6 protein-coding genes are annotated in these 13135 nt (G+C 68.4%); all 6 read left to right on the plus strand.

Features of this window, described 5'->3' with window-relative positions; translation table 11 throughout:
* Positions 1 to 1140: adenosylhomocysteinase (locus tag NS365_RS14890; protein WP_058601086.1), on the plus strand; the 1140-nt coding region annotated here is incomplete at its 5' end.
* Positions 1141 to 1346: 206 nt separating this feature from the next.
* Positions 1347 to 3875 (plus strand): sensor histidine kinase, encoded by a 2529-nt coding sequence (locus NS365_RS14895; RefSeq protein WP_244498456.1) that lies wholly within the window; start codon positions 1347 to 1349, stop codon positions 3873 to 3875.
* Positions 3872 to 5410 (plus strand): tRNA (adenosine(37)-N6)-threonylcarbamoyltransferase complex ATPase subunit type 1 TsaE, encoded by a 1539-nt coding sequence (gene tsaE, locus NS365_RS14900; RefSeq protein ID WP_058601087.1) that lies wholly within the window; start codon positions 3872 to 3874, stop codon positions 5408 to 5410. Before NS365_RS14895 ends, tsaE begins: the two co-directional genes overlap by 4 nt.
* Complete coding sequence (locus NS365_RS14905; protein ID WP_058601088.1) at positions 5407 to 6195, plus strand: nucleotidyltransferase family protein; 789 nt, start codon at positions 5407 to 5409, stop codon at positions 6193 to 6195. The genes tsaE and NS365_RS14905 overlap by 4 nt, the downstream gene beginning before the upstream one ends.
* A gap of 182 nt (positions 6196 to 6377) precedes the next feature.
* Positions 6378 to 9488 (plus strand): double-strand break repair protein AddB, encoded by a 3111-nt coding sequence (gene addB / locus NS365_RS14910; RefSeq protein ID WP_058601089.1) that lies wholly within the window; start codon positions 6378 to 6380, stop codon positions 9486 to 9488.
* Positions 9485 to 13135: a double-strand break repair helicase AddA gene (addA, locus tag NS365_RS14915; RefSeq protein ID WP_058601090.1), complete on the plus strand. Its 3651-nt coding sequence runs from the start codon at positions 9485 to 9487 to the stop codon at positions 13133 to 13135. Before addB ends, addA begins: the two co-directional genes overlap by 4 nt.

Consider the following 13135-nt stretch of genomic DNA (forward strand, 5'->3'; position numbering starts at 1 on the left):
GCCGCCGCCGCGATCGCGGCCGCCGGCACGCCGGTCTTCGCCGTCAAGGGCGAGACGCTGGACGAATATTGGGATTACACCGACCGCCTGTTCCAGTGGCCGGACGGTGAGCCCGCGAACATGATTCTGGACGATGGCGGCGACGCCACGATGTACATCCTGCTCGGCGCGCGCGCCGAAGCGGGCGAGGACGTCCTGTCCAACCCCGGCTCCGAAGAAGAGGAAATCCTCTTCCGCCAGATCCAGAAGCGCCTGTCGCTTTCGCCCGGCTTCTTCAAGCGCCAGCGCGACGCCATCAAGGGCGTGACCGAGGAAACCACCACGGGCGTCAACCGCCTGTACCAGTTGCAGAAGAAGGGCCTCCTCCCCTTCCCCGCGATCAACGTCAATGACAGCGTGACCAAGTCGAAATTCGACAACAAGTACGGCTGCAAGGAATCCTTGGTGGACGGCATCCGCCGCGCCACCGACGTGATGATGGCCGGCAAGGTCGCGGTGGTCTGCGGCTATGGCGATGTGGGCAAGGGTTCGGCCGCCTCGCTGGCGGGCGCCGGCGCGCGCGTTAAGGTGACGGAAGTCGATCCGATCTGCGCGCTTCAAGCGGCGATGGACGGGTTCGAGGTCGTCACGCTGGAGGACGCAGCCCCCACCGCCGACATCGTGATCACCACCACCGGCAACAAGGACGTCGTGACGCTCGACACGATGCGCCTTCTGAAAGACATGGCGATCGTCGGCAATATCGGCCATTTCGACAACGAGATTCAGGTTGCCTCGCTGCGCAACCTGACTTGGACCAACATCAAGCCCCAGGTCGACATGGTCACCTTCCCCGATGGCAAGCGGATGCTGCTTCTGTCGGAAGGCCGCCTTCTGAATCTGGGCAATGCGACGGGCCACCCGTCCTTCGTCATGTCGGCCTCGTTCACGAACCAGACGCTGGCGCAGATCGAGCTTTTCACCAAAAGCGAGAAATACGAGAACAAGGTCTATGTGCTGCCCAAGCACCTGGACGAGAAGGTCGCGCGCCTTCACCTCGGCCGCCTCGGCGTCAAGCTCTCCACCCTGTCGGACGAGCAGGCCGCCTATATCGGCGTGACACCGCAGGGCCCGTTCAAGCCTGAGCACTACCGGTACTAACGACTCGGGGTCCTCACAAGCAGGGGTCGAATACGCCGAAGGCAACCCCTTCGGCGTATTTTCTTTTTTAACGTCTGTGCCGTTCCTGCGCTTTCTCTGAGGTTATCCACCGTTTAAGTTTTACGAATCGTCGCCCCGTTGGGGAGCGGGGCGTCGGTGACGGGGACAACTGTCTTTTCTCGAAAGGCGGCGGAGAAGGACGGGGGATGACACGACTGAAATCCATGATGAAGGCGGGTTCGGCGACCCGCTTTCTGTCTATGCTCGACACGCGATTCGGCCGGGTGCTGCGCGGCGCGCCCGCGCTGCTTCTGGCGCTCGGCGTCACGAGCGCGCGGGCTGAGGAAGCCTCCGGGGCGATGCGCCCCGAAACGGTGCTCAACCTCGCGCTGATCGGCCTCACCATCGGCGCGGCGATGATCGCCGCCGTCTGGCTGATCCGCCAGCAGGCCGCGACCGCCGAAGAGAACAAGCGCCTGCGCGCCGACCTGTCCGACGCGCTCAACGAGGCGGATCGGCGCGGCACGCTTCTGGCCGATGACAATCAGCGCCTTCTCGTCTTCAGTGGCTCCGGCGCGCCCGATCTCGTCGGCACGCTGCCCAAGCTCTTCGGTGCGCCGCAGGACACGGCCGCCTTTCTCGACTTCGAAGGCTGGATGGCCCCCGAGGAAGCGCGCGAGCTGATCCGCGCCCTGTCGCAGCTGCGCAACCGCGCCGAAGCCTTCCGCATGGAAGTGGAATCGGCCGGCGGCCATGTTCTGGAGATCGCGGGCCGCACGGCCGGCGCGCTCGCCGTGGTACGCTTCACGCCGCTGTCGGGGCTGCGCGAGGAGATCGCGACGCTGCGCCTCGAACAGAACCGCGCCAATGGCATGATCGAAACCATGCAGGCACTCTTCGACGCAGCGCCTTTGCCCATGTGGCTGCGCGGCGAGGACGAGCGGCTGGTCTGGGTCAACGACGCCTACGCGCGCGCCGTGGACGCGCCGGGCGTGATTTCCGCCGTGGACGCACAGACCGAATTCCTCAACGAGCAGGACCGCGCGCAGATCGTCGCCGGCCGCGCGCAGTCGGGCCGCTTCCTGAACCGGCTCAGCGCCGTGGTGGACGCCGACCGGCGCAACTTCCTGGTGGTGGACGCGGCCGGCCCCTTCGGCTCGGCGGGCCTTGCCATCGACATTTCCGAGACCGAAAGCGTGCGGCGCGAGCTGCGCGAGACCGTGCGCTCGCATTCCGAAACGCTCGACCATCTGACGACGGCAGTGGCCCGCTTCGACGACAAGACGCAGCTCGCCTATCACAATTCCGCCTTCGCCAAGCTCTTCAACCTCTCGGCGACCTATCTGGACCGCGCGCCCGATCTCGTATCGATCCTCGACCATCTGCGCTCCGTCGGCGTTCTCCCGGACGATCGGCCGCTGCGCGACGTGAAGGCCGAGATCCAGGCCGCGCACCGCGCCACGCAGCCGACCGACGCGCTTTGGCATCTGACGGACGGGCGCACGCTGCGCGTCTTCACCAGCCCCGAGCCCTCTGGCGGCGCGAGCTGGGTGTTCGAAGACCTGACCGAGAAGCTGCAACTGGAATCGCGCCTCAATACGCTGGTGCGCCTTCAGGGCGAAACGCTCGACTATCTCAGGGAAGGCGTCGCGGTGTTCGGCCAGGATGGGCGCCTGCGCCTGTCCAACCCGATCTTCGCCGAGCTTTGGGGTCTGTCGCAGGAATTTCTGGACGCCAAGCCGCATGTCCGCGCCTTCGCGACCACCGCGACGGTCACGATCCGCCGCCCGGCCGATGGTTCGGAGCCAGAAGCCAGCTGGACCGGCTTCGCCCATGCCGTCACCGCTTTCGACGAAGCCCCGCGCGAGGCGCAATCGGGCGAGTTCGAACTCTCCGACGGGCGCGTGCAGGCCTATGGCATCGTGCCCCTGCCCAACGGGCAGACCATGCTCACCTTCTCCGACATCACCGACGCGCGCCGCGCCGAGCGGATGCTGCGCGAGAAGAACGACGCGCTGGAACATGCCTCGCGTCTGAAGAACGATTTCGTCCAGCACGTGAACTACGAGCTGCGCTCGCCGCTGACCAACATCATCGGCTTTTCCGCGCTCCTGCGCTCGCCCGAGACCGGCCCGCTCAACACGCGCCAAAGCGAATATCTCGACTATATCGGCACCTCGACCACGACACTGCTCACCATCGTCAACGACATTCTGGATCTGGCCACGATCGACGCCGGGATCATGGATCTCGATCTGGGCGACGTGGACATCGCCCATACGGTGGACCACGCGGCCGAGGCGGTGAGCGAGCGGCTTCGCGACAACGACATCCGGCTCGACATCGACATCGCGCAGGCCGGCGCGAGCTTCCGCGCCGATGGGCACCGCGTCACGCAGGTTCTCTTCAACCTTCTGTCCAACGCGGCCAATTTCGCGCCGCAAGGCTCGACCGTGCGCCTCACTGCGCGCCGGCGGGGCGACAATCTCTTCTTCGCCGTCGCCGACGAAGGCCCCGGCATCTCGCCCGCCAATGTCGAGCGCATGTTCGAGCGCTTCGAGACCGATCCGGCCGGTGGCCGGCAGTCGGGCGCGGGGCTCGGCCTTTCCATCGTCAAGAGCTTCGTGGAGCTGCATGGCGGCGATGTGACGATCTCCTCCGGCCCGAAGGGCGGCGCGGTCGTGACCTGCCGTTTCCCGCTCCGCCGGCAGGAGCGGGATCTCGCCGCCGAATGAGCCGGCTGAGTTCCGCTTTCGAACGGACCCTGCCGGACGAGGCGGCGACGGCGCGCCTGGCCGCCGACCTCGCGCTCGTCCTGAAACAGGGCGACGTGGTGGCGCTCTCGGGCGATCTCGGCGCCGGCAAGACGCATTTCGCCCGCGCCTTCATCCGGGCGCTGGCGGGCGACCCCGCGCTGGAAGTGCCCTCGCCGACCTACACGCTGGCGCAAATCTACGAGACCCGGCCGAAAGTCACGCATTTCGATCTCTACCGCCTCGGCGACGAAAGCGAGCTGGACGAACTCGGCTTCGAAGAGGCCGTGGAAACCGGGCTCGTTCTGGTGGAATGGCCCGAGCGCGCGCCGGACACGCTGGCAAGCGCCAGCCTTCACATCGAACTGACCGACGGCCCGGCGAGCGGGCGGACGGCCCATATCCGCGCGACGGAGGATGCGGCCAAGCGCGTGGCTCGCACGCTGGCGGCGCGGGACTTTCTCGCGCAGGCCGGCTTTGCCGAAGCCGACCGCGCGCCGTTCCAGGGCGACGCTTCGGCCCGCCGCTACGAGAGCGTGGCGGCGCATGGCGCGGGGCCGATGATCCTCATGGACTCGCCGGCCTTGGTTCTGGGCCCGCCCGTGCGCGATGGCCTGCCCTATGCGCGCATCGCGCACACGGCCGAAACGGTTCTGCCCTTCGTCGCCATCGCCCGCGCCTTGAGCGAGGCGGGCCTCGGCGCGCCGGCGATTCTCGACGCCAACCTCGATGCCGGCTTCGTGCTGATGTCCGATCTCGGGCGCGGCATCGTGCTGGATGAAACCAACTGCCCCATCCCAGAGCGCTACGAGGCCACGATGGCCGCGCTGGCGCATTGGCACGCGCACCCGCCGCGCCGCGAGTTGCCGGCGTTGGGCGATGCCGTTCATGTCGTCCCGCCCTTCGACCGGGGCGCGCTGTCCATCGAAGTCAGCCTGCTTCTGGACTGGTACTGGCCGCATCTGCGCGGCCGTCTGCCGGATGAGGCCGAGCGCCAGCGCTTCGAAACTGTCTGGAACGCTCTGTTCGACCGGTTGGGCGATGCCGAGCCCGCCATCGTCCTGCGCGATCTGCAATGGCCGAACCTCGTGTGGCGGCCGGACGAGGCCGGTCTGAAACAGGTCGCGATCCTCGACTTTCAGGACGCGATGATCGGCCCTTCGGCCTATGACGTAGCGTCACTGGCGCAGGACGCGCGGGTCGATATGCCGCTCGAACTGGAACAGCGCCTGCTCGATCATTATATCGGTCTTAGAGCAGCCCAGGATGGGATTTTCGATCGCGCGCGTTTCGCGCAAGACTATGCGATCATGAGTGCGCAACGGAGCACGAAGATTCTGGGAATTTTCGTGCGCTTGTTTCGCAGGGACGGCAAGCCGCAATACCTGCGTCACATTCCGCGTATTCAATCCTATCTTCAGCGCAGCCTGATGCATCCGGTTCTCGGCGACCTCGCCGCTCTCTACCGGGACTGGGCTCTTCTCGATGACACAGCCGCCCGAACGCAGGACTTATGACGCTTCAGACCCTCGCCCCGACGCCCCTTCACGCCCGCCCGCCGCGCCGCGCGCCGAAGCCCAGGACGGCGATGATCCTGGCGGCGGGTCTCGGCAAGCGCCTGCGCCCGATCACCTCGATGATCCCCAAGCCTCTGGTCGAAATCAACGACAAGGCGCTGATCGATTATGGGCTGGATGCTCTGGCGCGCAACGGCGTGGAGCGGGTGGTGGTCAACGTCCACTACATGGCGGACCTTCTGCGCGCGCATTTGCGCAAGCGGCGCGATATGGAAGTGATCATCTCCGACGAGAGCGACAAGCTGCTCGAGTCGGGCGGCGGCATCGTGCGCGCCCTGCCGCATCTAGGCTCCGATCCCTTCTATCTCATCAATTCCGACACGTTCTGGATCGACGGCTACCGCGACAATCTCGATCTTCTGGCCGATCTCTGGAACCCGGCGGAAGCGGACATGCTGCTGCTGATCGCCGAGATGCGGCAGGCCACGGGCTATGACGGACGGGGCGATTTCACCATGGACCGCGAAGGCCGGCTGCAGCGCGTCGCCGAACGGGACATGAGCCCCTTCATCTATGCCGGGGCCGGCATCCTGAAGCCCGATATCTTCAAGTGCCTGCCCGAGGAAAGCTTCTCGCTCAACCGCGTCTTCGACACGGCGATCGAGAACGGACGCCTGTTCGGCGGGCGGCTGGACGGGCTCTGGCTCACCGTCGGCACGCCGCAGGCGATCCACGACGCGGAAGCCGCTTTCGCGGCCAGCGCCACGCGCGTTCAGAACGCCTGACGCCGGCCCCAGCGGGGCGGCCAGCCAAATCATGAGAACGCGAAGCCGGCGGTTCGGCCCCCGCCGGCTCCACTTGTGGCCGCGCACCGTGGACGCTCCTCAGCGCCCTTGCGATAGGCGGTGGGGGATTGCGGCGTGCCGGAGCTTGGTCTTCACCGGCCATGTCGGCTAGACTTAAGGCCATGCGCCCCAACGTCTTTTCCATTTCGCCCGGCCTGCCCTTCCTGCCGACGCTGGCGGACGGCATCCTGTCCGGCCGCTTTCTGCCCGGCCTGAGCTTCGCCGACGATCCGCTGGCTCTGGCGGAACTGACGATTCTCGTGCCAACGCGCCGCGCGGTGCGCTCGCTCGGCGAGGAATTCGCCAAACGCTTGGGCGGCGCGGCGGCCATCCTGCCGCGCATCCACCCCTTGGGCGATGCCGACGACCCGAGCGCCCTGTTCGAGGAAGGGCCGGGGGCGGAACTCATCGCGGAAATGACCGCTCTGGAGCGCCGGCTGCTTCTGGGCCGGCTCGTGCGCATCTGGAAGGAAAGCCTCAACCGCGCGTCGCTGCGGCTCCTGGCCGGCGAAGAGCTGATCCTGCCCGCCTCCAGCGCCGACGCGCTCTATCTCGCGCAAGACCTTTGCGCCTTTCTGGACGAAGCGGTGAACGAGGAAGCGGGCCTCGGCCAACTGGCCCAGCTCGCGCCCGACCGGCTGGCCGAATGGTGGCAGCTGACGCTGACCTTTCTCCAGATCCTGACCGAGCAATGGCCGGCGATTCTGGAAGAGCGCGGAATGCAGGACCGCGCCGCCGCGCGCGTACGCTGGTTCGACGCGGAGGCCGAGCGCCTGCGCCGGGCGCAGCCCAAGGCCCCGATCATCGTCGCCGGCACCACCGCCACCGCCCCCTCCACCGTGCGCTACCTTCAGGCCATCGCCAATCTGCCGAACGGCGCGCTGATCCTGCCGGGGGTGGATTGCCATCTGGATGAGGAGAGCTTCCAGGCGATCGACGCCAAGCGCTCCATCGCCGCGCCCGGCCACCCGCAGCACGTCATGCGCCGCATTCTCGGCGGCCTGCTGATCGGGCGCGATCTCGTCCATTCCCTCGCCCCGGACGAGGGCGACCCGCTCCTCGCACGCGAACGCTTCATGTCCGACGCGCTGCGCCCGGCCGAAACCACCGATCTCTGGGCCGAGCAGGCCACAAAACACGGGCGGACGGCACTCGACGGGCTGGAACTGATCGAAGCGTCAGACGAGCGCGAGGAAGCGCTGGCCATCGCGGTCGCCATTCGCGACGCCTTGTCGGACCCCGAGGCGACCGTCGCGCTGACGACGCCCGACCGCAACCTCGCCCGCCGCGTCGAGGCCGAGTTGGAGCGGTTCGGTGTGCAGGCCAACGATTCCGCCGGCCGTCCGCTTTGGGCGACGCCGCCGGGCACCTTCACGCAGTTGGCCCTCGCCGCGGCTCTCGAGCCCGGCGATCCCGTCGCGCTTCTCTCGCTTCTCAAGCACCCGCTCCTGCGCCTCGGCCTGCCGGCGGCGGACGCACGTGATGCCGCGCGTGTGGTGGAACTCATCGCCCTTCGCGGCGGAACGGGCACGGCCGATGGCGCGGCCTTGGCGAGCCTCTTCCAGCGCCGGCGCGCCGAGGCGGAGGCGCCGGGCTCGCGTGCGCCCCGCCCCGTGCGCCTTCTGTCCGACGAGGATCGCGACAAGGCAGCTCGGCTCTGCGAGGCGCTGGAACAGGCGCTGAAGCCCTTGGCGGGCCTGCGCAACGATGGCGAAGGCGAGATCGCGGATTATGCCGTCTGCCTGACGCGGGTTCTCGAAGCCCTGGGCCGTGACGAAAGCGGCAAGCCGACCAACCTCTACGCCGAGGAAGCCGGCATTGCGCTGCGCGATTTCTTGCGCTCGCTCGTCTCCGCGCCCGACACCGGCTTTGCCTTCCGTCCGGAAGAGCTGCCCGATGTCGTGCGCGCCCTGATGAACGACGTGACCGTGCAGCCGCGCGGTGGCCTGTCGCAGCGGGTCTTCGTCTGGGGTGCGCTGGAAGCGCGCCTGCAGAATGTCGATGTCATGATCCTGGGCGGCCTGAACGAGGGCGTCTGGCCGCGCGCGGCACGCTCCGACGCCTTTCTCTCGCGCGTCATGCGCACCGAAATCGCGCTCGACCCGCCCGAGCGGCGCATCGGCCTGGCCGCGCACGATCTCTGGATGGCGCTCGGCAATCAGCGCGTCATCATGGCGCGCGCCCATCGTTCGGGCGGCTCGCCGGCCATCCGCTCGCGCTGGCTCCAGCGCATCCTGACGCTCGCCGGCAAGGCGGGCGAGGCCGAGCTTCTGGAGCGCGGGCGCGTTTATCTCGACCATGCGCGCCAGTTGGACGCGGTGGAGCCGCAAGCGCACGCGCGCCGGCCGGAGCCCTGCCCGCCGCTGGAGGTGCGCCCGCGCCGCGCCTCCGTCACCGAGGTCGAGACCTGGGTGCGCGATCCCTATGCGATCTATGCCCGCCGCATCCTCAGGCTCGACCCGCTGCCCGAGATGCTGCGCGCGCCCGGCGCGCCCGAGCGCGGCAATCTCTACCACGCCATTCTGCATCGCTTCGTCGCCGAGGGCGTCGACCCAGCCGCCGAGGACGCCGAGGCGAAGCTTCTCGCCATCGCGCGGGAGGAGTTCGAGCGGGAAAAGCTGCCGGCCGAAATCGAAGCCATCTGGTGGCCGCGCATGGAAACGCTGGCGCGCAACATGATCGAATGGGAGCGCGAACGCGCGCCCGGCATCGCGGAAAGCTTCACCGAGATTCGCGGCGAAGTCGCCTTTCCCGATCTCGATTTCACGCTGACGGGCTATGCTGACCGCATCGACCGATTGCGCGACGGGCGCATCGAGATCGTGGACTACAAGACCGGCACACACCCGTCCGTCAAACAGGCGCGCACCCTGCTTGCCCCGCAATTGCCGCTGGAAGCCGCCATGGCGCGGCTCGGCGGGTTCGAGGCGCTGGGGCCGGTCTCCTCCGTCGCCGATCTTCTCTATGTGCGCCTGCGCGAGCGCGAGTTCTACGACGAGCGGCTTGCTCATGGCGGCGGGCGCACGGGCGAGCCGCAATCGGGCGACGATCTTGCCACCGCCGCGCTTGCCAGCTTCCGCCGGCTCGTCGCGGCCTATCGCGCCGCTGACAAGACCTATCCCTCGCGCACCCGTCCGTTTCTAGCGGGCGATACGTCCGGTCCCTACGACCATCTGGCGCGGGCGCGGGAATGGTCGGTCGCCGGCCCGGCCGAGGAAGGAGAGGCGCAATGAACGTCCTGACGCCCAAGCTCAATGCGGCGGCGGACCCGCAGCGCATCGCCTCCGACCCCGCGCTTTCCGTTTTCGTGGCGGCCAATGCCGGCTCGGGCAAGACGCATGTTCTGACCGAGCGCGTGGTGCGCCTGCTCCTGTCGGGTGCCGAGCCCTCGCGCATCCTGTGCCTGACCTACACCAAGGCCGCCGCCGCCGAGATGCAGACGCGCGTCTTCTCGCGCCTCGCGGCCTGGACGACGATGGACGAGGCCGCGCTCGGCCGCGCCCTGGAGGCCCTGGAGCAGAAGCGCCCCTCGCGCGAGCGCATCGCGCGGGCACGCCGGCTCTTCGCCTGCGCGCTGGAAACGCCGGGCGGATTGAAGATTCAGACCATCCACGCCTTCTGCGAGGCGATCCTCCATCAATTCCCGATCGAGGCCAATATTCCCGGCCATTTCGAAGTGATGGACGAGACGGAAAGCGCGCTGCTTCTGGGCGAGGCCCGGCGCATGTTCGTCGCCGGCTCGACCGACGAACCAGGTGATCCCGAGCGCGCCGAACTGACGCTCGCCTTTGCCGACGCGCTGACGCTGGCGGGCGAATGGGGGCTCGACGCGCTACTCGGCGAGATCGTCGCCAAGCGTGACCGCATCCGCCGCCATCTCGCCTCCACGGGGGGCGTGGAAGGCGCGGTGCCGCGCCTGCGCGAGGCGCTGGGCTTGAGGGAGGGCGACGACGAGGACACGATCCTCGCCGGAGCCATCGACCCGCCGGGCTTCGAGGAAAGCTTCCGCGAGGCGCTGGCCGAGGCCGCCGCGCGCTCGGTCAAGGCGACCGACGCCAAGCTTGTGGAGAAGCTCAACCTTTTCGAGGCCGCCGAAACTCCGGCGCGCCGCTTCGAGGCGCTGCGCGAGATCGTGCAGAAAAAGGATGGCGGGCGCTACAAGCCGTCCTCCGTCGCGACCAAGGCCGTGGCCGACGCCTTCCCGGATTTCGCCGACCGGCTGGAGGAAGCCGCCGACTTCATGGACGCGGCCTGCGAGCGGCTGGCGACGCTGCGCCTGTTTCGCGCCAGCCGCGCGGCGCTGACCATCGCCGAGAAGCTGGAGGGCGATTATCAGGCGCTCAAGCGCAAGCGCGGGCGGCTCGACTTCGAAGACCTCATCGTGCGCACCGCCGATCTTCTCCTGCGCTCGGACGCTTCGAGCTGGGTTCATTTCAAGCTGGATCAGGGCATCGACCATGTTCTGGTGGACGAGGCGCAGGATACGAGCCCGCGCCAATGGGAGGTCGTGCGCCAGCTGGTGGAGGAATTCTTCGCCGGCGGCACGGCCCGCAAGATGCCGCGCACCATCTTCGCCGTGGGCGACGAGAAACAGTCGATCTACTCCTTCCAGGGCGCCTCGCCCGCCATGTTCACCAATGAGCGGCTGAACCTCCAGCGCCTCGCGGAAGCCGCCGGCCTGCCCTTCGAGCGGGTCGAGCTGCATCGCTCCTTCCGCTCCGTGGCCGATGTTCTCAACGCGGTGGATCAGGTCTTCGCCGAACCGGAGGACCGGCGCGGCCTGACCTTCGGCGGCGAGCCGCCCGTCCATGTCTCGGCGCGCGGGGCCGAGCCGGGGCTGATCGAGGTCTGGCCAGCGCTGATCCCCTCGGCCAAGTCGGAGTCGGACGACTGGCTCGACCCGATCGACCACGAGCCGGAAGCCTCGCCGGCCAACCGGCTGGCGCGGCGGATCGCTGAGACGATCAAGGGCTGGATCGGCGAGCCGATCAGCGTGAAGGGCGAGCGGCGCGCGCTGGGCGCGGGCGACGTGCTCGTTCTCGTGCGCAAGCGCTCCGGCTTCGTGGGCGCGATGGGCGCGGCGCTGCGCGAAGCCGGCATTCCCGTCGCGGGCGCGGACCGGCTCGTGATCACGCAGCATATTGCCGTGTCGGACCTGATCGCGCTCGGCCGCACCGTGTCGAACGCCGAGGACGAACTGTCCCTCGCCGCCGTGCTCAAGAGCCCGCTCTTCGGCTTTTCCGACGACGACCTCATGGCGCTCGCCCTGTCGCGCCGCAACGAGGGCCGGCCCGAGCCGCTCTATCTCGCGCTGCGCCTCTTGACCTTCCGTGATGCCGACAAGCGCCTGCCCGATTTCGTGAAGGGCGCGGCGCGCGAGGCGCTGCTGGTGAAGGCGAGCGCGGCCTTCAAGCGGCTGGAGGAGCTGCGCCGGCGCGCGGGTTTCGAATCGGTTTTCACCTTCTTTGCCCGCATTCTGGGGCCGGAGGGCGGACGCGCCCAGCTCGTCGCCCGGCTGGGGCGCGACGCGGGCGATGTGGTGGACGCGTTTCTCGATCTGGCGCTGGCCGAAGAATCGGCCGGGCGCGGCGGGCTCGACGCTTTTCTGGCCGATCTCGAAGCCTCGCCGCCCGAGATCAAGCGCGAGATGGAAGGCGGGCGCGGCGAAGTGCGGATCATGACGACCCACGCCTCCAAGGGTCTGGAAGCGCCCGTCGTGTTTCTGGTGGATCCCGGCTCTGCGCCGTTCAGCCACAGCCATGGGGCGAAGCTCCTGGAATGGGGCGATATGCCGGGTCTCGCGCCCGACCAGCCGCCTGGCTTTCTCTGGTGCCCGGAATCGGCCCTGCGCAACGACGTGGTGCGCGCGTTGCAAGAGCGCGAGCGCGCTCTCGCGGAGGACGAATATCGCCGGCTTCTTTATGTCGGCATGACACGCGCGGCCGACCGGCTCGTGGTGTGCGGCCTGTCGGGCACACGCGGGCCGGACGCCGCCTCCTGGCTGCAACGGGTGGAAAGCGCCCTCGCCCCCCATGCGCGCGAGATCAAGGACACGGAAACGGGCGAGCGCCTCGCCTTGCGCTTGGGTGCCGACCCCGCGCGGGACCGGCTGGCGGCGGCCGCCCTCGCCCCGCCCGCCGCGCCCTCGCGTGAACTCGACCTGTCACCGCTGCCCGAAGAGCCGCCCCCGCCGCGCCCGCTCGCTCCGTCCACGGCCGGCGGCGCGCATCGCATCGAAACGCTGGAGGAACTCGACATCCAGCCGCGCGAGCCGGACGAGGCGCTGACGCCGGACGCGCTTTCGCCGGTTCTGGGCGGCGGACGGGAGCCGGGCGTCGCCATCCGGCGTGGCACGCTGGTCCACAAGCTCCTGCAAATCCTGCCCGACATCGCGCCGGACGATCGCGAAGCGCGCGCGCGCCTCTTCCTGGACGTCGCCGGTGCTTTCCTGACGCGGGAGGATCGCGAAGCCGTGCTGCACCGCGCCTGCGGTCTCCTGAAAGATCCGCGATTCTCCCCCTATTTCGCGGAAGGCAGCCGCGCCGAGGTTTCCGTCTCGGGTCGGCTGGAACTCGGCGGCCATTCCTATGTCGTGAACGGCTCGATCGACCGGCTCCGCGTCGAGGGCGGGATCGTGCGCATTCTCGATTACAAGACGAACAGAGTGTTCACCGAAACGCCGGAGGACGTGCCGCCGCCCTATGTCCTGCAGCTCGCGCTTTATCGCGAACTTCTGAAGCCACTCTATCCCCAAGCCGAAATCCGGGCGGCTCTGCTCTACACCGAGGGGCCGGTCTTGGTGGAGATCAGCGCCAAGGCCATGGACCGCGCCATTGCCGCGCGGGCCCGCCAAGCCGCCGGCGCGAAGGGCTCGGCTTGA

The sequence above is a fragment of the Aureimonas ureilytica genome (assembly GCF_001475935.1).
Classification (GTDB): domain Bacteria; phylum Pseudomonadota; class Alphaproteobacteria; order Rhizobiales; family Rhizobiaceae; genus Aureimonas; species Aureimonas ureilytica_A.